This is a genomic window from Mesorhizobium sp. WSM4814 (genome assembly GCF_055811595.1).
Window position 1 is genome coordinate 128397 of the sequence record NZ_JBVVQT010000009.1, and the last position, 23269, is coordinate 151665.

Here is a 23269-nt window from a genome sequence, read left to right on the forward strand (position 1 = left end):
GAGGCTCAGCGGGATGATGGGGATGATCGCTGCGGCAAGCGCCGCCGCGACCATCCCGATCGCGGTTTTATTTGCCGGACAGGATGTCGTCGTAGACCTGCGCGGTGTCCTTTTCGTACAGCGCGCCGGTGATCACGTCGAAGCCGGGCGGAATGCCGCTGGCGGCCATGTTGGCGATCGAAAGCGCCACATAGCTGGTCGCCTGCGGATCCTGCCACTGCGCGGCATTGACGTAGCCGGTCAGAACCTCCTGGGTGGTGTCGAGCGAGTTGCCCCAGCCGACGACCGGGATTTCGCCCGGCTTGATGCCGGCCTGGTCGAACACCCGCTTGATCGAGCCGGTCACCAGGTCGCCAAGACCGATGATCGCCTTGACCTTGGCCCTGTTGGCGGTGAGATAGTCGACCATGCGGTTGATTGCTTCGGCCTGGTCGAGCGTGGCTTCGGTGATTTCATAGGTGATGCCGAGCGGCTCGAAGACGCTCTTGATGCCCTCTTCTTCCTGGACGCCATAGGTGGCGCCGGGGATTTCAACCGGCATCCAGACAAAATCGCCCTTCTTCACCAGGCCCTTGTCGACCAGATACTGAGCCCAGTTCTTGCCGAAGGTGACGTTGTCGCCGCCGACATAGGCGTTGAAGTCCGCCTTCGGATCGGGCGTGTTGAAGTTGATGATCGGGATGTTTGCCGCTCGTGCCTCCTTGACGAGCTCGATAAGGCTGCCCGGGTCAGGGCTGGTGGTGGTGATGCCGTCGGCCTTTGCCGCGATGGCGGCGCGAACAGCCTCCTGCTGGGACGACACGTCGCCATTGTGGAACGAGGTGTTGACGGTGTTGCCGGTGTCCGTCGCCCATTGCTTGGCGCCGGCGAGGAAGTAGGTCCAGACCGGGTCGGCCGGGCCGCCATGCGAAATCCAGTAGAAGGTCTTGGCCTGTGCCGCCGCCGGAATCGCCAGCGCCACGATCAAGCCGAATACAAATAGTCGTAGCCTCGTCAGCATTTGATTTCCTCCCATTTTGAAAACGTCCTCCAGCTCCGGCGACGATCACGGCAAGCCTGACCGTATTCTTGCCAGCGGCGATCTGGATGCATCAGAGCATCCGCTTTTTCGATCAATGGCAAGCCTCCATTTGCCAGTGGTAGTTGGCGCACGACCACGCGCCATCAGCCATCCCATCAGATCGCATCAGTTTGGCTGATATCTTTTGCGGCAAGCGGTACGCGGCGCCGAAGACGAGGCGCAGGCGGGACGGAAGCTAGATCAGGTCGGCCCTGGCAAGGTCGCGCATGAGATGGCTGGCGCCGTAGGTCCAGTGGGGACAGTCGGGCGACAGCCGCACCCGGTTGATCAGGGCGCCGAATTTCTCCGATGAGATGGTGACGATGTCGCCGACCTTGTGCGTGAAGCCCTTGCCCTTTTCGCCGCGGTCCTTCGACGGCACAAACATGGTGCCGAGATAGAGCGCCAGCCCGTCCGGATATTGGTGATGCGGACCCATGGCGGCGGCGACCAGCTCTTCCGGCGAGCGGCTGATCTCGGCCATCGAGCTGGCGCCCTCCAGCGAGAAACCGTCCTCGCCCTCGACCTTCAGCCGCACGGTGGCCTGCTTCACCTCCTCGATGGTAAAGTTATCGTCGAACAGCCGGATGAACGGGCCGAGCGCGGCCGAGGCGTTGTTGTCCTTGGCCTTGCCGAGCAACAGCGCCGAGCGCCCCTCGACGTCGCGCAGATTGACGTCGTTGCCGAGCGTAGCACCGACGATTTTGCCGCTGCCGGCGGCGATCATGGCGATCTCCGGCTCCGGATTGTTCCAGGTGGAGACCGGATGCAGGCCGACATCGGCGCCGAAGCCGACCGACGCCATCGGCTGGCATTTGGTGAAGATTTCGGCGTCGGGGCCGATGCCCACTTCCAGATATTGCGACCAGGCGCCGCGCTGGATCAGCTTGGCCTTGATCTCCATCGCCTCCGGCGAGCCTGGCTTGAGCTTCGACAGATCGTGGCCGATCAGCCCGGCAATGTCGGCGCGAATGGCGTCTGCCTTCTCGGCCGAGCCGCGCGCCTGCTCCTCGATGACCCGTTCGAGCAGGCTGACGACGAAGGTGACGCCCGATGCCTTGATCGCCTGCAGGTCGACCGGAGAGAGCAGGTATGGTTTTTGCGGATCGCGCGCGGCCTGGAAACTGTTGGCGGCGATTGCATCGAGCGATCCGATCGGTTCGCCCGCGGCGGCGTGGACGTAGCCTGCTGGATCCGGCATCTCGCAGACATCGCGCACGGTTGGTGCCATGCTGGAGGTGATGTCGAAGACCGTGCCGCCGCGTACCGTGACCACCAGCGGATGCGATGCTTCGCTCGTCCGGGCGCGGCCGATGAAGAGGCCCTCGTCGGGCAGGAGGGTGGCGTTCGTCATGGCTTGCGGTCCTCTGCTATCTTGTTCTGCGTCGTCCCTGCGGACCGATGGTTCATCAAAAGCCTGGCCGCGGCGGCGGCACTTTCAACAAATTCCCGACAAAGGTCTATCCCGTTCCTCGCGGTCGAGCCCCTGCGCTGCATTTCGCAGTGGCGGACGCCTTCCTCTTCAATCCCCCCTGATGCCGAGATCAAAGGCTCTTTCAAAATCATGAAATCGTCACTAGGATTTTCATTTGACGAAGTACATTCAGGTGACTCTTGCCCCTACCGTTTTCCGATCCGATCTGGCGGAAGCCGCCGGCGGCCCCTGCGTTCCGGTCGCTTTTTCCCGGCCGCCAGCGTGCCGGTGTCGTCATTGTCGGTGGCGGGATTCTCGGTCTGTCGACAGCCTTGCATGCAGCCCGGTTCGGCCTTGCCGTGCAGGTGCTGGAAGCCGGCGAAATCGGCCAAGGCGCATCGGGTCTGAATGGCGGTCAGGTCATCCCCGGCCTGAAGTATGATCCGGAATGGCTGCTGGAGCATTTTGGCCTCGAACGCGGTGAGATCCTCGTCAATTTTGCCGCCTCAACGGCGGACGCCGTCTTCGAATTGATCCGCGACGAGAAACTGGCGGTGCCGTTCGTCCGCAACGGCTGGATCCAGGCAGCGCACACCGAGACGGCGCTGGAGGCGGCGGCGAACAGGGACCGGCAGTGGCGGAACCGTGGCGCCGATGTCCGGCTTCTGAGCCAGACCGAGATCGCCGCGTTGACTGGCGCGCAGGGCTATCTCGGTGGCTGGCTCGACCGCCGGGCCGGCGTGATTGATCCGCTTGCCTATACGTCGGAACTCGCACGGATCGCCTCGGCCGCGGGCGTGAAGATCGCCGAACACCAGAAGGTGATGCGCCTCGATTACAACGCCGGCATTTGGCGCATCTCGACGGAGGGCGGCGCCGAATTGCAGGCGAAGGCGGTCATTCTGGCGACGAACGCCTATACCGGCGACCTGCTTCCCGGTCTCGCCGAGACGATCGTTCCGCTGCACTCCTTCCAGATCGCGACAGCACCGCTGCCGCCCGATCTGGCGGCCGGGATTCTACCGGAACGGCAAGCAGTATCGGACTCACGTCGCATCCTCGTTTATTACCGCAAGAGTGCCGACGGGCGGCTGGTGCTCGGCGGGCGCGGCCGAATGGCGCTGCCGACCAGCGAAAGTGATTGGGCGCATCTCGAGCGCGCGCTGCTCCGGCTGTATCCGGCGCTATCCGGAGTCGCCATCGAAAAGCGCTGGTTTGGCGGGGTGGCGATGACGCCGGATCACCTCCCGCATATCCACGAGCCTCAGCAGGGCCTGATGGCCGTGGTCGGCTGCCAGGGCCGTGGCGTCGGCCTCATGACCGCGCTTGGCGAGCGCATTGCTGGCTATCTGGCGAGCGGCGACGCCAGGCAATTGCCGTTCCCGGTCTCGCCGATCCGGCCGATCCCATTCCACGTCTTTCGGCAGGTCGGCGTCGCCGCGACGATCGCCTGGTATCGTATGCTGGATGCATTCGAGCGCTGATTTTATGCCGATGCAGGAATCAGCTTGACAGTTTCACGATTCTGAAAAATTCTTAAGTGATTTCAAATTTCGATGGGCAACCCCGATGTCGACCATCGTTGCAAGGCAGCCGCTGCCGGAGTCCCGGTCCTCGACGGGTTTCCGGTTGGCCATGCTGCTGCCGGGCGGGCTGGTCACCTTCTTCCTGATCCTGTTTGCCCTCGGCCTCGTGGTTTTCCTTGCCCTTCGCGGCAATGACGGTTCGCTGCTGGGCTACGGCTTCACTTTTGCGAATTTCATCACCGTGGCATCCGACCCGCTGTACTGGACGGTAACGCTGCGCTCGCTGGCCATTGCCGGCCTGGTGACGCTGGCGACGGTCGTCACCGCCTATCCCGTCGCCTACTACCTGGCCTTCCATGCCGGACGGCGGCGCGGGCTGCTGCTGTTTCTGGTGACGCTGCCGTTCTGGACCAGCTATCTCTTGCGCGTTTTCGCCTGGAAGATCGTGCTTGCCTACAATGGCGTGCTGAATTCGGCGCTCATCGAAAGCGGCATCTGGTCCGAACCGACACTGGCGTTTCTCAACACGCCGGCCGCCGTCGTCGTCACGCTGGCTCACGCCTATGCGCCGTTCGCCATCCTGCCTATCTATGTGGCGCTGGACACGATCCCGAAATCGCTGCTCGAAGCTGCTTCCGATCTCGGCGCCAGACCGTTCACCAGCTTTCGCCGCGTCGTGCTGCCGAATTCGATGCCGGGGGTGCTGGCGGCGGCTCTCGTCGTCTTCGTGCCGACGGTCGGCGATTATGTCACCCCCGCGCTGGTCGGCGGCCCTGCCAGCACCATGATCGGCTCGCTGATCCAGGCCCAGTTCGGCAAGGCAAATGACTGGCCGTTCGGCGCAGCACTCGCCGTTGCCGTCATGCTGGTCATCCTTGCCGTGGTGCTGGTCGTGCGTTCCGCCGACCGCAGATTTGGCAGCCGGACATGAGCGCCGCGCGGAAAGACGCTAAGAAAGGTGGGAGTTGGCTCGGCGCCTACGTCCTTGTCTACCTGGTATTCCTCTATTTGCCGATCTCGCTGATCCCGCTGTTCTCCTTCAACGATTCGATCCAGGCGGCGTTTCCGCTGCAAGGCTTCACGTTTGAATGGTACACGACGCTGTCCGGCAATTCGGCGCTGTCCGGCGCGCTTGCCAACAGCTTGGTCATCGGTGCAATTGCCGCCACCGGTGCCACGCTCTGCGGCATCACCGTGTCCTACATGGATCTCTTCGGCCGTTCGCCGCTTGCCTTTACGATCAGCGCCATCGCGCGGCTGCCGATCCTGATCCCCGGCGTCATCGTCGGCATCTCGCTGCTGATCCTGGTCAACCTCATTGGCTTCGGGCCGTCACGCACCGCCATCGTGCTCGGCCACATATTGGTGGCGCTGCCGACGACGGTGGTGATCATGAAAAGCCGCTTCGCCGCTATCCCCAAGACCATCCACGAGGCGGCACTCGATCTCGGCGCCTCCGACTTGACGACATTCAGGCGGGTCATGCTGCCGCTCAGCCTGCCCGCCATTGTATCAGCGTTCATGCTGGCCTTCCTGACCTCATTCGACGAGTTCATCGTCGCCTTCTTCCTCGCCGGCACCGAACCGACCTTACCGCTTTATATCTGGAGCCAGCTGCGTTTCCCGAAATCGCTGCCGACCGTCATGGCACTGGGCACGGCCATCCTGGCCGTGTCCTTCGTCATCGCGGCAATTGCCGAAATCCTGCGCCATCGCGGGCTCGCCGCCGCTCAGCGGCCAGTGCCCGCCAACCTGTCCAAACCAGAAGAAACCGAAAGAGGAGAACTGCAATGGCATTCGACCTGAAATCGATAAATCGCAAGACAGTCCAAGCCGGATTGGCAGCCTTCGCGCTGGCGCTTTCGTCTACCGTCGCGCTTGCGGCCGACAAGCTGCAATATTTCACCTGGTCGGGCTACGAACTTCCCGACTTCAACAAGAGCTTCCTCGCCGCACACCCCGATGGCGTCGAGGCCTCGATGTTCGGCGACGACGATGACGCCTTCACCAAGGTCAAGGCCGGTTTCCGTCCTGACGTCGCGCATCCCTGCTACGACAAGGTGGCGCGCTGGAACAAGGAAGGCCTGCTGCAGCCGATCGACACCAAGCGCATCAAGAACTGGGATTCGATCTTTCCGGTTTTCAAGAACCTGCCCGACCTGCAGGCCGGCGACGGCAAAGTCTGGATGGTGCCGTGGGACTGGGGCAACACCTCGATCCTTTACCGCACCGATCTGGTGAAGAACCCGGAGCCAAGCTGGAACCTTTTGTGGGACAAGCAATATGCCGGGCGCATGGCGACGATCGATGCCGTCCACGACACGCCGGTGGTGGCGGCGCTTCTCGCCGGTGTCAATCCGTTCGACATGACGCCGGAACAGATGGAAAAGGTGGCTGAAAAACTGCGCGAGCAGCGCCCGCTGCTCTCCAACTACACCACCGACATGACCTCGGTGGAACAGGCGCTGGCGAGCGGCCAGTTGGTCGCCGCCATGACCTGGAACGCGTCGGCCACCTCGCTGAAGAAGCAGGGCGTGCCGGTCGAGTTCATGAAGCCTAGGGAAGGCATGCTGACCTGGTCGTGCGGCTTCGTCATGCTCAAGGACGCCAAGAATGTCGACCTCGCCTATGATTTCATCAACAGCCGGCTGGAGACGGATTCGGGAAAATACCTGATTCAGACCTATGGTTACGGCAGCTCAAACAGCTCGGCCTTCGCCGGGGTGCCGAAGGAGGAACTGGAAAAGCTGCAACTGCCGTCCGATCCGGAAGTGATACTGAAGACTACCGTCTTCACCGGGCCGATGAAACAGAATGACGAACTCGCCAAGATGTTCGAGAAGGTCAAGGCAGGCGGCTGAGTTCGCTCTTCCTTCTCCCCTTGTGGGAGAAGGTGGCCGAGCCCACGGGTCTTGCCTTCGGCAAGCCCGAGGACAGGCTCAGCTCCGTCGGATGAGGGGTGGTCCAGCTCGGCACAACCGCGCTCCGGCCAGCACCCCTCAACCGTCTCGGCGCGCGCCGATCCACCTTCTCCCACAAGGGGAGAAGGGAGAACCGCGAAGCGCCGCTCCAGGATACCGAAAACGAGGTCGGGAAACAGATGGATGTACTGGACCAAGCGGCTGAAAAGCTGAAAGACGACGCCGATGTGCGGGTCGGCCGGCGCGTGCGGGCGCTCAGGCTGGAACGCAGTCTTTCGCTGGCCGAGCTTGCCGCCAAGGCCGGCGTTTCGATCGGTGCGCTCAGCCAGATCGAGCGCGGCTTGTCCTCGCTTCGCGTCAAGGTGATCTGGCCGCTCGCCGCCGCTCTCGACATCGAGCCGTCGGCGCTGATTGCTGACGGCAACAATGCCGTCAGCGATCTCTATTGCGTGCGCGCCAACAGTCGGCGCCAGATCCCGGTGAAGTCGGAAGGCATTGCCAAGGCGCTGCTGTCGCCGCCGGCCGCTACGCTCACCGGCATGCTGGTGACGGTAGAAGCCGGTGGCGGCACCGTCGAAGCCTACGCCCATCCCGGCCACGAATTCGGTTTCATCTTGTCGGGCGAGGTCGAACTCGTGATCGATTCAACCACCTACGGGCTGAAGACCGGCGACAGCTTCGCCTTCAAAAGCACCTTGCTGCATGCCTTCCGCAATCCGGGCACCGAGCGCTGCCAGATCCTCTGGGTCAACACGACCAAAGCGTCCGAGGTCCGCGATGGCGCCTGATCCTCTCGTCCGGCTGGATGCGGTATCGAAGATTTTCCCCGGCGGCATCGTCGGTCTCGACGCCGTCGATCTCGACATCGCCCGCGGCGAGTTCCTGACCTTGCTCGGCCCATCTGGCTGCGGCAAGACCACTAGCCTGCGGGTGATCGCAGGATTTGAAAGCCCATCCAACGGACGGGTGCTGCTCGACGGCCGTGACGTTACTTCGCTGCGGCCGTTCGACCGTCCCGTCAACACCGTGTTCCAGGACTATGCGCTGTTTCCGCACATGGACGTCGCCGAAAATGTCGGCTTCGGCCTGTCGCTGCGCAAGCTTTCCGGGGCAGAACAGGCAAAGCGCGTCGGCGAAGCGCTCGACATGGTTGGCCTTGCCGAGAAGCTCGGCGCCCGCGTGTCCGAATTGTCGGGCGGCCAGCGTCAGCGCGTCGCGCTTGCCCGTGCGATTGTCTGCGAACCACGTGTGCTGCTGCTCGACGAGCCGCTGTCGGCGCTCGATGCGCATCTGCGCGAACAGATGCAGGTCGAATTGAAGCGGCTGCAGTCGCGGCTCGGCACCACCTTCGTCATGGTCACCCACGACCAGACCGAGGCGCTGTCGATCTCCGACCGTATCGTCGTCATGAACAAGGGCCGCATCGAGCAGATCGCACCGCCGGCCACGCTCTACGACCGGCCCGCCACAAAATTCGTCGCCAGTTTCATCGGCACGATGAACCTGCTGCAGTCGCGCTTTGTCGGCCGTGACGGCGATCGGTTGCGTTTCAGCGCCGGCGCCCTGCCGCTCGAAGCCACATCGGAAACCGGCGAAGTGCCGGGAGAAGGCGCGGTGCGAACCATCGGAGTGCGTCCAGAGGATCTTTTGGCGGCGACCGAAGCAGCGATCGGCACCGCGCCGGTGCGGGTGAGCAGCATCGTCTTTCACGGCCGCACCTTGCGCCTGCACGCCGAATTGGGGCAGGGGATACCGGTGGTGATCGATGCGCCACGCCGGGCGGAAGGTTTTCAATTCCGCGTCGGCGACGTGGCGCATATCAGCCTGCGCCGCGGCGCTAACTGCCCTATGCTGCCCAGCTAATCCGACCCTCATCCTTTCCAGAAAACCGGAGCACTACCCATGAGCAATCACCTGAACTTCTTTATCGACGGAAAGTGGGTCGCGCCCGTGGTGCCGGCGACGCTGGATGTGATCGATCCGTCCACCGAAGAGGCCTACACCAAAATCTCCGTCGGCTCGAAGGCCGATGTGGATCGCGCCGTGGCGGCGGCGAAGGCGGCCTTTCCGGCCTTTTCGCAAACCAGCAAGGCCGAGCGCCTGAAGCTGCTGAAGCGCATCCTCGAAGTCTACAACGAGCGCTACGAGGACATCGCCCAGGCTGTCAGCCAGGAGATGGGCGCGCCGATCACCTGGGCGCGCGAGGCGCAGGCATGGGCGGGCAGGGCTCATATGGAGTCCACCATCAAGGCGCTGGAGGATTACGAATTCAGCGAGAAGCGCGGCGCCACCATGGTGGTCAAGGAGCCGATCGGCGTCTGCGCGCTGATCACGCCGTGGAACTGGCCGCTTAACCAGATCGTCTGCAAGGTGGCGCCGGCGATCGCCGCCGGCTGCACGGTCATGCTGAAGCCTTCCGAGATCGCGCCGATCAGCGGCATCGTCTTTTCGGAAGTGATGGAAGCGGCCGGCACGCCGAAGGGGGTCTACAACATGGTCAACGGCACCGGTCCGGATGTCGGACAGGTCATGGCCGGACATCCCGATGTCGACATGGTTTCCTTCACCGGCTCGACCCGGGCCGGCATCATCGTCGCCAAGACGGCGGCCGAGACGGTCAAGCGCGTGGCGCAGGAACTCGGCGGCAAATCGCCCAACATCGTGCTTGCCGATGCCGACTTCGAGAGAGCCGTGCGCAAGGGCGTCAACGCCTGTTTCGGCAACAGCGGCCAGTCCTGCGACGCGCCGACGCGCATGCTGGTGCCGGCCGCCCGCCACGATGAGGCGCTGGCGATCGCCAAGAAGGCGGCCGAGGCGCACAAGGTCGGCGATCCGCGCTCGGAAGAGACCAGGCTCGGGCCGGTGGTCAGCAACATCCAGTTCGACAAGATCCAGCGGCTGATCGAGGCCGGCATCGCCGAGGGTGCAACGCTGGTCGCCGGCGGTCCCGGCCGGCCGGAGCATCTTAATCGCGGTTATTACGTGCGGCCGACGGTCTTCGGCCACGTCACGCCGGGCATGACCATCGAGAAGGAGGAGATTTTTGGGCCGGTGCTTTCGGTCATCTCCTATGATGACGACGATGACGCGGTGAAAATCGCCAACGACACCGTCTATGGCCTAGCCGCCTATGTGCAATCAGGGGATGTCGACCACGCGCGAAAAGTCGCCGGCCGGCTGCGCGCCGGGCAGGTCTCGATCAACTATCCGGAGTGGGACACCTTCGCGCCGTTCGGCGGCTACAAGCAATCCGGCAACGGCCGCGAATATGCCGATTGGGCGATCCACGATTTCCTCGAGATCAAGGGCATCATCGGCTACGGCGCGTAGGGCTTAACCCGAACAGCGCCGCGCATCCAAGAAGGTCGCTGTAGCGGGTCATCTGAGCTATTCGGCGGCTTCGCGGACAGGGATCAGGCGCCGCTCGACTTGTTGGAGATGCAGGCGCATCGCTGCCGCCGCACCGCCGAGGTCACGCTCGGCGATCGCCTCGACGATCCGTTCATGGTCGGCGAAGCTGTGATGGTCTGCCGGAGGACGGACGCCTTCTGAACGGAGACGTCCCCAGACCACGGTGCGGCGCACGGCGTTCAGCACGTCGAACAGGCCGAGCAGAACATTGTTGCGGCTCGCCTGCGCAATCTGCCGGTGGAGCAGATTGTCGACATTCTCATATTGCCGCCATGTGACGGCTTCCCGCGTCTGCACCAGCGATTGCCGCATCGCGGCGATATCCGAAAGCGTGGCGTGCAGCGCCGCTTCGCGCGCAATCTCCGGCTCGAGGATGAGCCGTGCGCGCATCACATCGGCCGGATTGGTGCGCCCGGCGATTTCCGAAATGCCGATCGTCTCCTCGACCGGCCCGCTGCCGACGAAGGTGCCCCTGCCGACGTGACGCCAGATGCGGCCGTCCTTCTCGAGAACCGCCAGCGCCTTGCGGAGATCGCCGCGCGATACGCCGAGGCTCTCCGACAGTTCCCGCTCGGCAGGCAGCCGCGTCTCACCGGCATGATCCATCTGGGCAAGATAGGCCTGCAGCTGAACCAAGGCGGCGTGGCCGCCATTACCGGGATCGTCCATCAATTTAACCAATCCGCATATGATTTCCCTTTGTCGGTGTTAAAACGATTAGCTCAAACCGTCAACTGCCGAGTTTCTGGGCACGCCCGTTCGATACGGTGCAGTTTCTCCTTGACCAATTCGTCCCGTAGTCTTAACCAATCAAGGAAATGGTTACAAAAAACGGGAGGAATGACAATGGCCGGCGTGTCCAGACGTACCATCCTTGCCACCGCTTTCGCCGCGGTCCTGGCATGTGCAGCGCCCTTGTCGGCCGCAAATGCGGGCGACATGCGCATCGCATTCGGCGACCTTCCGGGCATTGAATCCATTCAGACGCTCGCCGCGATAGAGCGGGCCAAGGAGCGCGGCGTGAATGTCGAGCTCATTGTTCTCAATGACGAGGATCTGGCTGCCCAGGCCATTGTCGGCGGCCAGGCCGATGTCGGCATTGGCGCGCCCTATACCTTGATCCAGAAGGTCGGCGTGCCGATCCGCATTTTCGCGCAGATATCGACGCTGCGCTTCTTTCCCGTCGTCAACAGCGAATTCTACAAGGAATGGAAGGATCTCGACGGGCAGGAGGTCGCCGTGCAGGCGCGCGGCTCCGGCACCGAGGCGGTCATGCTGCTGATGGCGAAAAACCACGGCATCAAGCTCGGCAACATCAGCTATGTCCCGGGTTCCGAGGTTCGCCGCAATGCGCTGCTCCAAGGGACCATCAAGGCGTCGATCGTCGATGCCGCCAACAGGCGCGCGCTCGAGGCCGAAGCCCCCGGCAAGTTCATCGTCTTGCCGGTCGAGGATCTCGGCGCCTCGGACGAAGCGCTTTTCGCGACCGCGGACTATCTGAAGAACAACGCCGCCGACGTCGACATCCTGGTCGAGGAACTGATGAAGACCGCGCGCGAGATCACCGCGAACCCCGCGGTCGCGGTCGAGCTTCGCAACAAATACAAACTGCTGCCGGATCTCGGCGCTGAAGCCGACAGCGAAATCACCGAATACTACAAGGAAACCGCGGAAGCTGGCAGTCTTGCGCTGAACGGCGGCGGAGCCGATGCGGCCAAGGACGACTTTGCCTTCTTCAGCCTTGCCGGCCAGATCGAAGGCGATCCCGCCAGCCTCAAGGTCGAGGACTTCTGGGACGTCTCCGCAATCGACCGCGCCGTCGCCAAGCTCGGCAAGAAATAGGCGGCCTGCCGGATGGCCGTAAGCATCAGAACCGACGGCGAGGCTGCCGGCCTCGCTCCTCTTTCCAATCGCAGCGCAACGGGCGCATCGTGGGACCAGCCGGTCCTGCTTAGGCTGGTGTCGATCGCCCTGTTCGCGGGAATCTGGGAGGTGGCTGGGCGCATTCCGGTCAGCTTCGCCTTCCCGACCTTTTCCGACACGGTCGTCGCGTTCTTCGGACTGCTCGCCGACGGCAGCCTGGCGACCGCCTACCTTTCGACGCTGCAGCCGCTGGTGCTTGGCGTTGTCCTGTCGGCGTTCCTGGGTGTCGGCCTCGGCACGATCTGTGGTCTGTGGCGCACCGGCGAATGGCTGGTGATCCCCGTGTTCATCGTGCTTCAGGCAGCACCGGTCGCCGCCTTCATTCCGATGGTCACCTTTGTCTACGGAATAGGCATGACCGCCAAGACGCTCGCCGTCATGATCCTGGCGCTGCCGGTCATCGTGCTCAACACCTACAAGGCCGTGCGCAACGTCAACGAGTCGCTGCTGGTCATGTGCCGATCCTTCCTCGGCACCCGCTGGCAGACCGTCGCCAAGATCATCCTTCCGGACGCCAGCCCGGTGATTTTTGCCGGCTTGCGCCTCGGCGTCGCTGCCGGCTTCGTCGGCGTGGTGCTCGCCGAACTGCTGATCACCCCGACCGGCATCGGCGACCTCATCACCTTCCACCGCTCGCGCGCCGACTACGCCGAGATGTACGCAACAATCGCCTCGATCATTGCGCTTTCCACCCTGACGCTCGTCTTTCTGCAGTGGGTGGAAGTCCGCGTTTTCAGGCCCGAGAGCAGAGGTGCTTAAGATGGGCGCGACCGCATTGCGAAATGGACCGTCGCCGGTTCCCGCACCGATCGATTCAATCGTGGAAGTGAGGGGAATCTCCAAGACCTACGGCAATGTCGAGGCGCTGCGCGGCATCGACCTCGACTTTCCCAGGGGCAAGCTGACCAGCCTTCTCGGACCCAGCGGCTGCGGAAAGACGACGCTGCTGAAGATCATAGCGGGGCTGATACGGGCCGATGGCGGCACCGTCGCGATCAACGGCAAGCACGTCACCGCACCCGGCCCCGAACGCGCTTTCGTGTTCCAGGATTTTGCGCTGATGCCGTGGGCGACGGTGATGCGCAACGTGGCCTTCGGACTGGAGTTGCGCGGCACCAACAAGGCCGAGCGCGAGGAGATCGCCCGACGCTACATCGCCGAGGTGGGTCTCGCCGGCTTCGAGGACAAATACCCGCACGAACTGTCGGGCGGCATGCGCCAGCGCGTCGGCCTGGCGCGAGCCTTGTCGGTCGATGCCGACGTCCTGCTGCTCGATGAACCGTTTTCGGCGGTCGACGAGCAGAACCGGCGGAAATTCCAGGAAGACCTGATCCGGCTGCGCACCAACCAGAACAAGACCTTCATCTTCGTGACGCACTCGATCGAGGAAGCGGTCTACATCTCCGACCGCATCGTCTTGCTGTCGCCGAGACCCGGCCGGGTTTCGCAGATCATCGAACCGGAAATCGATCGCTCCGGCGACCCCGAGCGCATCCATCGCGACAGGCACTATCTCGATACTGTCGAGGAGATCTGGCAGGGGCTGAAGCAGTATGTGGAGTGAGCGGCCGTGACCTTGTTTGGCCACCGTGTGCCCATGATGGCGTCCCTGCTGGTCTGGTGCGTCGTATGGGAAATCGTCGGCCGGCTCGACCTTGTCTTTCTGCTGCCGCCGTTTAGCGACGTGCTGGTTGCAGCGGTCAGCCTGGTGCAGACGCCGTCCTGGCAGAGCGCGACAGTCACGACCCTTCGCGCCTTCGCGACGGGCATGGCCCTGTCGATCGTTGTCGGCGTGCCATTGGGTATCCTGATGGGACGCGTCAAGATCGCCGACGACCTGCTCGGCATGTGGGTCAACATCTTTTCAAGCGCACCGCTCTCGGCGATCGTCCCGGTGCTGATGATCCTGTTCGGCTTCGGCGAGAAGACGATCGTTGCGGCGGTGTTCCTGTTTGCGATCTGGATCGTCGTTCTCGACACCCGCGCCGGGGTCCGTCATATCTCGCCGTCGCTGATCGAGATGGCGCGTTCCTACGGCGCCTCGCGCCCGGCGCTCTATAGCAAGATCATCCTGTGGGCGGCCCTTCCGGAAATCCTTGCCGGCATTCGCCTCGGCCTCATACGCGGCGTCAAGGGCGTCGTCATCGGCCAGTTGCTCGTCGCCATCGTCGGCTACGGTGCACTGTTCGAAACCTTCTCGCGAAATTTCCGCATGGCCGAATTCTGGGCCTTGACCATCATCCTTTTTGCCTTCGCCCTGCTGATCGCCGAACTGATCGAACGGGCCGAAGCCAAGGTCGAATACTACGCAGGAGCAAGACAGTGAACATGCACGGCACGACTTCAAGCTACGTCATCGAACCAACCGCAATCCCGAGCATCCCGGTGGCGGGAACCGACAAGATGTTTCCGGTGCACCGGGTCTATTGCGTCGGGCGGAACTATGCCGCGCATGCCGTCGAGATGGGACACGACCCCAACAAGGAGCCGCCATTCTTCTTCCAGAAGAACCCCGACAACCTCGATACGACAGGAGAATTTCCGTACCCTCCGGCCTCCAACGATGTTCATCACGAGATCGAAATGGTCGTGGCGCTGAAGAGCGGCGGTACCGACATCCCGGTCGAAAAGGCTCTGGACTGCGTGTTCGGTTATGGCGTAGGTCTCGATATGACGCGGCGCGACCTGCAAGGGAAGGCGAAGGACATGGGCCGTCCATGGGAGGTCGGCAAGGCTTTCGAGGCATCGGCGCCATGCACGCCATTGGTTCCGGCAAGCTCGACCGGCCATCCCAGCCAGGGCGCGATCTGGCTGGACGTCAATGGTCAGCGAAAGCAGACCGGCGACCTCAACCAGATGATTTGGAAGGTTCCGGAAATGATCAGCTATCTGTCAGGTCTGTTCACGCTGATGCCGGGGGACATCATTCTTTCCGGCACGCCGGCGGGCGTCGGCGCGATCGTGCGCGGTGACGTTCTTCGCGGTCATATCGATGGCGTCGGCGACCTAGAGGTTCGCGTTGTCTGAAGCAGCCTCGATCATTGAGCGGCTTGCCGCCGGAGCCGACGATGCGCCGGCGATTTCGGCACCCGACAGGATCACGCTCACGCATGGCGGGCTGCGCCAGCTGATCTCCGAGACGGCAGCGCAATTGCATGCACTGGGCCTCGGCTGTGGCGACCGGGTGGCCATCGTGCTGCCGAACGGGCCGGAGATGGCGACGGCCTTTGTCGCGGTGGCGGCGGCGGCGTCGACGGCGCCGCTCAATCCGGCCTACCGGGCCGACGAGCTCGATTTCTATCTCTCCGACATCGGCGCCAAGGCGATCCTCGTCGCCGAAGACGAAAGCGGCCCGGCGGTGACCGTGGCCGAGCGCCTCGGCATAGCGGTGCTCAGGCTCACGGCACTGCGTGACGCGCCAGCCGGCAGTTTTGAGATCAAGGGCAAACCGGTTGGTCCGTCTGTTTCGCCGGGCCTGGCTGAAGACGGCGACATCGCGCTGTTGCTGCACACGTCCGGCACCACGTCACGACCCAAGCTGGTGCCGCTCAGCCACGCCAATCTCGCCGCCTCGGCCGCTCATATCGGCGCGACGCTCGGTCTGACGGCCGGCGATCGTTGCCTCAACATCATGCCGCTGTTCCACATCCATGGGTTGATCGCGGCGGTGCTGTCCTCGCTCGCCGCCGGCGGCAGCGTCTTCTGCACGCCGGGTTTCAACGCGCTGCGCTTCTTCCATTGGCTGGGCGAGGCGCGGCCGAGCTGGTACACGGCCGTGCCGACTATGCATCAGGCGATACTGCCGCGCGCAACGCGCAATGCCGAGGCATTGGCCGACGCGCCTCTTCGCTTCATCCGCTCGTCCTCGGCATCGCTGCCGCCGCAAGTGATGGCCGAGCTTGAGGCGACCTTCGGCTGCCCGGTGATCGAATCCTACGGCATGACCGAGGCCGCGCACCAGATGGCTTCGAACCGGCTGCCGCCGGGCCTGCGCAAGCCGGGCAGCGTCGGCGCCGCGGCCGGACCGGAGGTGGCGGTGATGGCGCCGGACGGGCAATTGCTGCAGCCCGGTGACACCGGCGAGATCGTCATTCGCGGGCCTAATGTCACCGCGGGCTACGAGAACAATCCGGACGCCAATGCCACGGCTTTTGCGCATGGCTGGTTTCATACCGGCGACCAGGGCGTGCTCGATGAAGACTTCTATCTGCGCGTCACCGGCCGGCTCAAGGAGATCATCAACCGCGGCGGCGAGAAGATCTCGCCGCTCGAGGTCGACGACGTGCTGATGGACCATCCGGCGGTGGCGCAGGTCGTCACCTTCGCCACGCCGCACGACAAGCTCGGCGAGGAGGTCGCGGCTGCGATCGTGCTGCGCGAGGGCATGGCCGCCACAGAAGGCGAAATCCGCAGCTTTGCCGCGACACGGCTTGCCGACTTCAAGGTGCCGCGCATTGTCCTGATCCTGGACGAAATCCCGAAGGGCGCGACCGGCAAGCTGCAGCGCATCGGCCTCGCGGCCAAACTCGGTCTTGCAAAACCTGGGCTGGGATAATGCGGATCAGCATTTTTGGCGCCGGCGCGATCGGCGGCTATCTCGCGGCCAAGCTTGCCATGGCCGGCCGCGTCGATCTGTCGATCGTGGCGCGCGGCGCGCATCTCGACGCGATCATGGCAAACGGGCTCCGCCTGATCGAAGACGGTCATGAATCCGTCGCCTCGGTCAGGGCCGCCGCGCAGGCGCAGGAGCTAGGCGCCCAGGATTATGTCGTGCTGGCGCTCAAGGCCCATTCGGTTGCGCCAGCGCTCGACCAGATCGCGCCGCTGCTGGGCGAGGGGACGGCCGTCGTCACCATGCAGAACGGCGTGCCTTGGTGGTATTTCCACAGCATCGGCGGGCCGCTCGAAGGCACGCGGTTGCAAGCGGTGGATCCCGGCGGGCTGATCTGGGACCGCCTTGGGCCGGATCGCGTCATCGGCTCGGTCGTCTATCCCGCGGCCGAGGTGGATGCGCCCGGCCTGGTCCGCCATATCGAGGGAAAGCGGTTCTCGCTTGGCGAGCCCTCGGGCGAGAAGAGCGAGCGTGTCACGCGGCTTGCCGAGGAGATGATTGCGGCGGGGCTGCAGGCGCCGGTTCGCGATGACATCCGCAGCGAGATCTGGGTGAAGCTGTGGGGCAATCTCTCCTTCAACCCGATTTCCGCGCTGACCGGCAGCACGCTTGCGGCAATTGTTGCCGACGAGGCCACCCGCACGCTCTCCCGCACCATGATGCTGGAGGCGCAGGCGATCGGCGAAAGCCTCGGCGTTCGTTTCCCGATCTCGGTCGACCGCCGCATCAAGGGCGCCGGCGACGTCGGCGAGCACAAGACCTCCATGCTGCAGGATCTTGAGCGTGGCCGGCCGATGGAGATCGATGCGCTGGTGACGGCGGTCCAGGAGCTTGGCCGGCTGACCGCCCAGCCGACGCCGACCATCGACAGCCTGCTGGCGCTGGTGCGCCGCCTCGCCATCGAGCGCGGCTGCTATCCGGTGTGAGACAATTTTATCAGGCGCTCGCCTTTAGGAGGCGGGTGGAATGCCCTTTACATTCGTATCAGCCGTGATCTTCATTCCTTGCCGGCCCCGGCGGCCGCACCAGCCTCGGCAATTGCCTCATTGATTTCCTCAATAGTGAGAACCTGGCCATTCGTCTTGCCTTTCAGGAAGCCATGAAGGTCCCGAAACGATCCCTTCGGCTGCGATGCCCTTAGCTCTGCCCGGCCATCCGGCAGCAAATCCAGTTCGATTTTTTCTCCCGGCTTGATGCCGAGGTGTTGAAGCACTTCTTTCCGAAAAGTGACTTGCCCCCGTGCTGTTACGGTCAGTGTCGTCATGGCAGAATCTCCTGAGTAAAACAGACATAATGCAAAACTGCATTACATTCGAGCGCCGGCCTTCCCCGGCCGGCTCGATCTCCACTTGACTCTCCAGTTTGTTCCTGTTTTGTTCACGCGTTCGTCGCATCATAATTGGTTGAGGGCAGGGGCTGGCACGCGCTATTCATCGTGGCAGGCCAGCAAGTGCCCTACTTGGAATTAGTCTGAACAGGAGGAACATATGACCACCGCGGAAATTGCCAAGGATTTCACAGATCTGCTCAAGCAGGGTCAAAACGATGTTGCGGCTGAGAAGTACAATGCCGACGACATCGTCAGCTACGAAGCGATGGAAGGGCCGATGGCCGTCTGCCGTGGCAAGGAAGCCGTGAGGCAGAAGGGCCAGTGGTGGGAAGAGAACCACGAAGTTCATGGCGGCGCGGTCGAGGGCCCATATGTCAACGGCGACCAGTTCGCAGTGCGCTTCAAGTTTGACATAACGCCCAAGGCTACAGGCGAGCGTGTCAGCATGGATGAGGTTGGTCTGTACACGGTCAAGAACGGCAAAATTGCCGAAGAGCGCTTCTATTATTGAGGCTGAAACCGGATTTCGGAAGCTCTGTCACTCGCTGCATCGTTGGTGATCAGGCATGGCGGCCAGGACGATGCCCTGGCCGCCATGTGAGCAAGCTCAAATCCTCTTCACATATGGCAGCTGGCAATGCTTGAACGGTGGTTTAGGGTGCGGCAGATTCGATGAGCGACCAGCCCGAGGGCCAAAATATTGACGATCACCATGTACGGCATCACCAATTGCGACACGATCAAAAAGGCGCGCATCTGGCTGGAAAGCCACGATGTCGCCTATCGTTTTCACGACTACAGGGTCGAGGGGCTGGAGGCGGATAGGCTCGACGGCTGGTCCGGCAAGGTCGGCTGGGAAACCCTGCTCAACAAGTCGAGCACGACGTTTCGCGAACTGTCGGACACGGACAGGCTGAGCCTCGACGAGAGGAAGGCCAAGGCGCTGATGCTGGCCAAACCGACGATGATCAAGCGGCCGGTCCTCGATCTCGGCGATCGTATCCTCGTCGGCTTCAAGCCTGATGTCTATCAGCAGGCGGTAGGTGGGTTGAAGTAGCCGGACGGGATGCTTTTCACGCTCCGGTTCGCCAGGCGAATCGGGTCGCGGAAAAGACCTTGGCCTGCCTGGCCGAGAGCGCGTCCCACGCTGCGCGGCAGCCGGGGTCGGGCTCGATTGTCTCGGCGATGCTCGTCATCGCATCGGCAGCCTCGGCAAAACCCTCGAACCATCCGATGCCGACCGCCGCGCTGATCGCTGCACCGAGCGACGAGGCTTCGGCATTGTGACCCTTATGGATCGCGATCCCGGTTGCGTCCGCGATCATCTTTGTCCAAAGCTTGCTGTTGGCGCCGCCGCCGATCGCCACCATTTGCGCCGGCGAAAGACCATGGCTGCGCATCTCTTCAAGAGCCCGGGCGGTTTGCAGCGTCATTGCCTCGAGCCCTGCACGATAAAAATGACCGAGCGTGTGCGAGGGGTGCATGCCGATGAAGCTGGCGCGTGCGCTCGGATCCCAGTGCGGGTCCATGCAGCCGACCAGGGTGGTGCCGGCGAGAAGTCCGTCCGAGCCGATCGGCACGGCCGCCGCTTCCCTTTCGAGGCGGTCGAAGATCGCCGGATCGGAGCGCCCGCCGGCAAACATGTCGACGAACCAGTTGACGAAATAGACGCCCGCCCGCTGCACGGCCTCGAGGAAATAGCCATCGCCGGTTGGCGAGGTCATGGTGCGCCAGAAGGCGCCGACCACCGGTTCTGGCGACCAGATTCCCGCGATGATCGCGGTTCCGAGATTGAGATAGACGACGCCGTCGCGCATGGCATTGACGCCGAGCCCGGCGCATTGCCCATCGCCGCCGGCGGCAATCACCGGCGTTCCTTCCGAAAGGCCGGTTGCGGCGGCGGCTGCGGCATGAACGGTCCCGACTCGCGTGCCGGACCGCACCGCATTGGGAAGTTGCGACGGTTTGATGCCGAGATGATCGAGGATCGGCTGCGACCATGCCTTGCGCGAGATGTCGAAGAGACCGAACGGATCGGCGCTGGTCCAGCTCGCGCTTGGCGTTCCCGTCAGTCTCAGCGTCAGATAGCCATGCACGTCGAGGATTTTGTTCGCCTGGTCCAACCGTTCCGGCTCGTTCTCGCGCAGCCATTTCAGGCGATAGACGACCGGCGTCACGTCGATCGGCTTGCCGGTGATCTGGTGCAGTCGCTCACGGCCGATCTCCGCCGCGAAACGGTCGACCAGCCCGGCGGCGCGTTCATCGAGCCACAGGCTGGCGGGTCCGATCGGCGCGCCGGCGCCGTCGATGAGGGCAACGGTCTCGCGCTGGTTGGAGATCGCGATCCCGGCGATGCGTGTCGCGTCGACCGCGTCGACAAGCTGTCGCAGCGCCGCTGTTGCGGCCCGCCACCAGTCGGTGACCTCCTGCTCGACATAGTCCGGCCTCGGCTTCATCAGTTCGAGCGGCGCCCGGCCTTCCGCCACGGCTCGTCCGTCCCGGCTCCAGGCAATCGCCTTGCAGGATTGGGTGGAACTGTCGAGGCCGACGACAAGAGGTCCGTCGCTGCTGCCCATGATTGTCCTCCCGAGACGATGAGTTCCACCGGTGCTGGTTACCGGCTATTCCAAGAGACTGTTCGCGGTGGCCATGTCGGTGACAAAATGTGTCGCATATCCGCCGCCGAGCCCGGCCCTGATCGCCGCCATCTTGCGGGCGCCACCGGCGGCGCAGATGCGGACCGGCACCGCTTTCAGTTCGTCCAGCGTGATGCCGATGGTTCGTCCGTCGAGCGGCGTTGCGAAAGCGGCTCCCTGAGCGTCGATGAACCGCCCGATGATGACCCCGAGCGCGCCCTGCTCGATCATGCCGGCAAGTGCGGCGGCATCCGATATCCCGGCTCGGGCATAGGTGCTCTCCGGCCCGATATCGCCGATCCCGAAGATGACTTTGCCGGCGGCATGGATCATGCGGAACTGGTTGACGAGCATCGGCTCCTGCATGAGTTGGTCGTGCAGTTCGTCGGTGGAGACGATCGCCGGGGCAAGCAGGTTGATGCAGCGGGCGCCGAGCCGATTGGCCATCAGCGAGGTGCAGAATTCCGGCGAGAAATCGCTGGTCCCGATCGAGCTTCCCGAGAGCTGGACGACGGTGAGGTTCCGGTCATGCCGTAGTCGTGGGATCGAGCGGGCGGCAGCGAGCACCGTTTTTCCCCAGGCAACGCCGATCGTGTCGCCCGGATCGACCATCGACGCCAGCAACCGTCCTGCCGCTTCGCCGATGCGGCGGTCGGCGTCGTTGGGATCGAGGTCGGGGATGACCGCTGCGCCGCGAAGCCCGTATTTTTCCATGAGACGCCGCGAGGTCAAGGTGCGGGCAAAAGCGTCGTGATCGACCTGCACGGCGACAAGTCCGCTTTCGCGCGCCTCCTGCAGATAGTGCACCACGCTCGCCCTGGAGACGTTCATGACCTTGGCCACGTCGCTCTGGTTGAGCTGGTCGACATAGTAGAGCCAGGCGGCCCACGCCACCGCGCTGTCGAATTCGGGCGGCAGTGCCGAGAGCCCAGATGGTCGGACTACGTCAATGTCGGCGTTGGCATTCATGTCCCTTTTTCCGCAGGTTTGCAGAACGAAGTCAAGCGTCGCGGGCAAATGCTTGACAAAAGACAGTGACAGGTGACTATTGTTTGTAACGCCAACGCTCCTGCGCCTCGATTACAGGGTCGCCAGCATGAGGACGTCATGACCAATCCGGCAGCCGGATCCTGGACGGCATTGATCGACGACATTCTGGACGGGCGCTGGACCAACCCGGAGACCGGGAAAAAGGCCGTGGTGCCGTATGACCGGATTGTCATCGAAGAAAGCCTCGACGGGCGGGCGGCCGATCTGGTTTCGGAGCTCGATCTGGGCGAGCGGTTCACGGTTGTTGCGGATGCCGCCACCTATGGGGCGCTTGGCGAGCGCGTTGCGCGCGAACTGAAGACGCTCGGCCCTGTCGATGTGGTGATCCTGGATCACCCGCATGCCGACATGGCCAATGTCGAAAGCCTGGCCGTCAAACTCGCCGATGCGGATGCCGTGGTCGCGGTCGGTTCCGGCACCATCAACGATCTCTGCAAGTTCGTCACGGGAAGGAATGGACGGCGCTATTGCGTGTTCGGGACGGCCGGTTCGATGAACGGCTACACGTCGACGACTGCGTCGATCACACTTGAAAGCGGCCTGAAGGTATCGCTGCCTTCCCACGCCCCATCAGGCTTTTTCGTCGATCTTGGCGTCTCCGCTGCCGCCCCGACGTACCTGTCGGCGGCGGGGTTCGGTGACTGCCTTTGCCGCTCGGTCGCCCAGATCGACTGGTGGATGTCGCACCGCCTGCTTGGCACTGCCTACCATCAGGTCCCTTTTCTCATCCAGGAAAAGGATGAGACGGCGCTCAACAAGCGTGCCGGAAATCTTGCCGAACACGACATCGAGGCCAATGGCTACCTCTATCGCGTGCTGACGCTCTGCGGTCTCGGAATTTCCTTCACCGGCGTCTCCAATCACGGTTCCATGGGCGAGCATCAGATATCGCACTACATCGACTGTTTCGCCGGCGAGCGTCACCCCGGCACGCTGCACGGCACCCAGGTCGGCGTCGCTTCGCTCACCATGGCGCGATTGCAGCAAGCCATGTTTGCAAGCGACAAGCCGCCGGTGGTGAAGGCGACGAAGATCGATCCTGACGACATGGTCCGCCGCATGGGCCCGGCTGTCGCCGCACAATGTCTCGACGAACTGAAGAAGAAGGCCTTCGACGAGACTGCCGCCGCGGCATTCAACGAGCGGCTGCAGGAGCTCTGGCCGACACTCAGGCAGGAGCTCAAGCAATTCATGGTGCCTGTCGACGAGATGCAGCGCCTGCTGAAATCGACCGGCGGGCCGATTTCAGCGGCCGAATTGGGCACGCCGGCCGATTTCTATCGCGAAGCCGTCGTTCATTGCCGGGAGATGCGCAATCGCTTCTCGTTCCTCGACATTGCTGCGGATGCAGGAATGCTGGAGGATTTTGCGCGTGGGGAAGCCTGA

The 23269-nt window shown here is 63.3% G+C and carries 23 protein-coding genes; 17 read left to right on the top strand and 6 right to left on the bottom strand.

Translation table 11 applies throughout. The features are described from left to right. Window positions 1-67 precede the first annotated feature (67 nt). Both AC0L2V_RS16175 and AC0L2V_RS16180 read right to left on the bottom strand, forming a co-directional pair. Window positions 68-1000 carry a substrate-binding domain-containing protein gene (locus tag AC0L2V_RS16175; RefSeq protein ID WP_027152256.1) on the bottom strand — a complete coding sequence of 311 codons (933 nt, stop codon included), beginning with the start codon at window positions 998-1000 and terminating at the stop codon, window positions 68-70. Window positions 1001-1256: 256 nt separating this feature from the next. Further along, the gene (locus AC0L2V_RS16180; protein WP_473508809.1) at window positions 1257-2414 is read right to left on the bottom strand and encodes a fumarylacetoacetate hydrolase family protein; all 1158 of its coding nucleotides are present in this window, start codon (window positions 2412-2414) and stop codon (window positions 1257-1259) included. Window positions 2415-2674: 260 nt separating this feature from the next. Between AC0L2V_RS16180 and AC0L2V_RS16185 the strand changes: the two genes are divergently transcribed. The 7 genes from AC0L2V_RS16185 (at window position 2675) to AC0L2V_RS16215 (ending at window position 10251) form a co-directional block, all read left to right on the top strand. Next, complete coding sequence (locus AC0L2V_RS16185) at window positions 2675-3958, top strand: NAD(P)/FAD-dependent oxidoreductase (RefSeq protein WP_473508808.1); 1284 nt, start codon at window positions 2675-2677, stop codon at window positions 3956-3958. 85 nt (window positions 3959-4043) lie between these two features. Beyond that, entirely contained in the window at window positions 4044-4931 is an 888-nt protein-coding gene (locus AC0L2V_RS16190; protein ID WP_473508807.1) for an ABC transporter permease, read from the top strand. Continuing rightward, window positions 4928-5806: an ABC transporter permease gene (locus AC0L2V_RS16195; RefSeq protein ID WP_473508806.1), complete on the top strand. Its 879-nt coding sequence runs from the start codon at window positions 4928-4930 to the stop codon at window positions 5804-5806. Before AC0L2V_RS16190 ends, AC0L2V_RS16195 begins: the two co-directional genes overlap by 4 nt. Further along, window positions 5791-6861 (top strand): ABC transporter substrate-binding protein, encoded by a 1071-nt coding sequence (locus AC0L2V_RS16200; protein ID WP_473508805.1) that lies wholly within the window; start codon window positions 5791-5793, stop codon window positions 6859-6861. The genes AC0L2V_RS16195 and AC0L2V_RS16200 overlap by 16 nt, the downstream gene beginning before the upstream one ends. Window positions 6862-7100: 239 nt before the next feature. Beyond that, window positions 7101-7709, top strand: coding sequence for a cupin domain-containing protein (locus AC0L2V_RS16205; RefSeq protein WP_473508804.1), 609 nt, complete (start codon window positions 7101-7103; stop codon window positions 7707-7709). After that, window positions 7699-8784: an ABC transporter ATP-binding protein gene (locus AC0L2V_RS16210; RefSeq protein WP_473508803.1), complete on the top strand. Its 1086-nt coding sequence runs from the start codon at window positions 7699-7701 to the stop codon at window positions 8782-8784. The genes AC0L2V_RS16205 and AC0L2V_RS16210 overlap by 11 nt, the downstream gene beginning before the upstream one ends. A 39-nt stretch (window positions 8785-8823) precedes the next feature. Beyond that, complete coding sequence (locus tag AC0L2V_RS16215; RefSeq protein ID WP_473508802.1) at window positions 8824-10251, top strand: aldehyde dehydrogenase family protein; 1428 nt, start codon at window positions 8824-8826, stop codon at window positions 10249-10251. A gap of 57 nt (window positions 10252-10308) precedes the next feature. Here the strand turns inward: AC0L2V_RS16215 and AC0L2V_RS16220 are convergent, their stop codons facing one another. Continuing rightward, on the bottom strand, window positions 10309-11001 hold the full coding sequence (locus AC0L2V_RS16220) for a FadR/GntR family transcriptional regulator (RefSeq protein ID WP_128167736.1): 693 nt from the start codon (window positions 10999-11001) through the stop codon (window positions 10309-10311). 177 nt (window positions 11002-11178) lie between these two features. Here AC0L2V_RS16220 and AC0L2V_RS16225 point away from each other — a divergent pair, with 177 nt between their 5' ends. From AC0L2V_RS16225 to AC0L2V_RS16255, 7 genes are read left to right on the top strand one after another with little or no spacing between them, the layout of a single operon-like run. Further along, a complete protein-coding gene (locus AC0L2V_RS16225) occupies window positions 11179-12174 on the top strand; it encodes an ABC transporter substrate-binding protein (protein ID WP_473474898.1) in 996 nt (331 codons plus the stop codon). Between the two features lie 12 nt (window positions 12175-12186). Continuing rightward, entirely contained in the window at window positions 12187-13014 is an 828-nt protein-coding gene (locus tag AC0L2V_RS16230) for an ABC transporter permease (protein ID WP_023799435.1), read from the top strand. Window position 13015: 1 nt separating this feature from the next. Next, entirely contained in the window at window positions 13016-13819 is an 804-nt protein-coding gene (locus tag AC0L2V_RS16235; RefSeq protein ID WP_473508801.1) for an ABC transporter ATP-binding protein, read from the top strand. 6 nt (window positions 13820-13825) lie between these two features. Beyond that, entirely contained in the window at window positions 13826-14581 is a 756-nt protein-coding gene (locus AC0L2V_RS16240) for an ABC transporter permease (protein WP_473520578.1), read from the top strand. 2 nt (window positions 14582-14583) lie between these two features. Then, window positions 14584-15282, top strand: coding sequence for a fumarylacetoacetate hydrolase family protein (locus AC0L2V_RS16245; RefSeq protein ID WP_473508966.1), 699 nt, complete (start codon window positions 14584-14586; stop codon window positions 15280-15282). Further along, a complete protein-coding gene (locus AC0L2V_RS16250; RefSeq protein WP_473508799.1) occupies window positions 15275-16810 on the top strand; it encodes an acyl--CoA ligase in 1536 nt (511 codons plus the stop codon). Before AC0L2V_RS16245 ends, AC0L2V_RS16250 begins: the two co-directional genes overlap by 8 nt. Beyond that, entirely contained in the window at window positions 16810-17793 is a 984-nt protein-coding gene (locus tag AC0L2V_RS16255; RefSeq protein WP_473508798.1) for a 2-dehydropantoate 2-reductase, read from the top strand. The genes AC0L2V_RS16250 and AC0L2V_RS16255 overlap by 1 nt, the downstream gene beginning before the upstream one ends. 71 nt (window positions 17794-17864) lie before the next feature. On the opposite strand, the gene AC0L2V_RS16260 is transcribed toward AC0L2V_RS16255, so the two are convergent. After that, window positions 17865-18131, bottom strand: coding sequence for an AbrB/MazE/SpoVT family DNA-binding domain-containing protein (locus tag AC0L2V_RS16260; RefSeq protein WP_473508797.1), 267 nt, complete (start codon window positions 18129-18131; stop codon window positions 17865-17867). A gap of 223 nt (window positions 18132-18354) precedes the next feature. On the opposite strand from AC0L2V_RS16260, the gene AC0L2V_RS16265 reads away from it, so the two are divergent. Beyond that, the gene (locus tag AC0L2V_RS16265; protein ID WP_473508796.1) at window positions 18355-18708 is read left to right on the top strand and encodes a SnoaL-like domain-containing protein; all 354 of its coding nucleotides are present in this window, start codon (window positions 18355-18357) and stop codon (window positions 18706-18708) included. A gap of 189 nt (window positions 18709-18897) precedes the next feature. Beyond that, window positions 18898-19254, top strand: a complete 357-nt coding sequence (locus AC0L2V_RS16270; protein WP_473508795.1) for an ArsC family reductase — start codon at window positions 18898-18900, stop codon at window positions 19252-19254. A gap of 16 nt (window positions 19255-19270) precedes the next feature. Here the strand turns inward: AC0L2V_RS16270 and AC0L2V_RS16275 are convergent, their stop codons facing one another. Further along, window positions 19271-20773 (bottom strand): xylulokinase, encoded by a 1503-nt coding sequence (locus tag AC0L2V_RS16275; protein WP_473508794.1) that lies wholly within the window; start codon window positions 20771-20773, stop codon window positions 19271-19273. A 45-nt stretch (window positions 20774-20818) separates the two neighbouring features. Further along, window positions 20819-21802, bottom strand: coding sequence for a sugar-binding transcriptional regulator (locus tag AC0L2V_RS16280; RefSeq protein WP_473520579.1), 984 nt, complete (start codon window positions 21800-21802; stop codon window positions 20819-20821). Between the two features lie 138 nt (window positions 21803-21940). On the opposite strand from AC0L2V_RS16280, the gene AC0L2V_RS16285 reads away from it, so the two are divergent. After that, the gene (locus AC0L2V_RS16285) at window positions 21941-23269 is read left to right on the top strand and encodes a sn-glycerol-1-phosphate dehydrogenase (protein WP_473520580.1); all 1329 of its coding nucleotides are present in this window, start codon (window positions 21941-21943) and stop codon (window positions 23267-23269) included.

Coding starts and splice junctions, on each gene's coding strand:
- AC0L2V_RS16175 (WP_027152256.1), bottom strand. CDS start 1,000: ATGCTGACGAGGCTACGACTATTTGTATTCGGCTTGATCGTGGCGCTG.
- AC0L2V_RS16180 (WP_473508809.1), bottom strand. CDS start 2,414: ATGACGAACGCCACCCTCCTGCCCGACGAGGGCCTCTTCATCGGCCGC.
- AC0L2V_RS16190 (WP_473508807.1), top strand. CDS start 4,044: ATGTCGACCATCGTTGCAAGGCAGCCGCTGCCGGAGTCCCGGTCCTCG.
- AC0L2V_RS16195 (WP_473508806.1), top strand. CDS start 4,928: ATGAGCGCCGCGCGGAAAGACGCTAAGAAAGGTGGGAGTTGGCTCGGC.
- AC0L2V_RS16200 (WP_473508805.1), top strand. CDS start 5,791: ATGGCATTCGACCTGAAATCGATAAATCGCAAGACAGTCCAAGCCGGA.
- AC0L2V_RS16205 (WP_473508804.1), top strand. CDS start 7,101: ATGGATGTACTGGACCAAGCGGCTGAAAAGCTGAAAGACGACGCCGAT.
- AC0L2V_RS16210 (WP_473508803.1), top strand. CDS start 7,699: ATGGCGCCTGATCCTCTCGTCCGGCTGGATGCGGTATCGAAGATTTTC.
- AC0L2V_RS16215 (WP_473508802.1), top strand. CDS start 8,824: ATGAGCAATCACCTGAACTTCTTTATCGACGGAAAGTGGGTCGCGCCC.
- AC0L2V_RS16220 (WP_128167736.1), bottom strand. CDS start 11,001: ATGGACGATCCCGGTAATGGCGGCCACGCCGCCTTGGTTCAGCTGCAG.
- AC0L2V_RS16225 (WP_473474898.1), top strand. CDS start 11,179: ATGGCCGGCGTGTCCAGACGTACCATCCTTGCCACCGCTTTCGCCGCG.
- AC0L2V_RS16230 (WP_023799435.1), top strand. CDS start 12,187: ATGGCCGTAAGCATCAGAACCGACGGCGAGGCTGCCGGCCTCGCTCCT.
- AC0L2V_RS16235 (WP_473508801.1), top strand. CDS start 13,016: ATGGGCGCGACCGCATTGCGAAATGGACCGTCGCCGGTTCCCGCACCG.
- AC0L2V_RS16245 (WP_473508966.1), top strand. CDS start 14,584: ATGCACGGCACGACTTCAAGCTACGTCATCGAACCAACCGCAATCCCG.
- AC0L2V_RS16255 (WP_473508798.1), top strand. CDS start 16,810: ATGCGGATCAGCATTTTTGGCGCCGGCGCGATCGGCGGCTATCTCGCG.
- AC0L2V_RS16260 (WP_473508797.1), bottom strand. CDS start 18,131: ATGACGACACTGACCGTAACAGCACGGGGGCAAGTCACTTTTCGGAAA.
- AC0L2V_RS16265 (WP_473508796.1), top strand. CDS start 18,355: ATGACCACCGCGGAAATTGCCAAGGATTTCACAGATCTGCTCAAGCAG.
- AC0L2V_RS16275 (WP_473508794.1), bottom strand. CDS start 20,773: ATGGGCAGCAGCGACGGACCTCTTGTCGTCGGCCTCGACAGTTCCACC.
- AC0L2V_RS16280 (WP_473520579.1), bottom strand. CDS start 21,802: ATGAATGCCAACGCCGACATTGACGTAGTCCGACCATCTGGGCTCTCG.
- AC0L2V_RS16285 (WP_473520580.1), top strand. CDS start 21,941: ATGACCAATCCGGCAGCCGGATCCTGGACGGCATTGATCGACGACATT.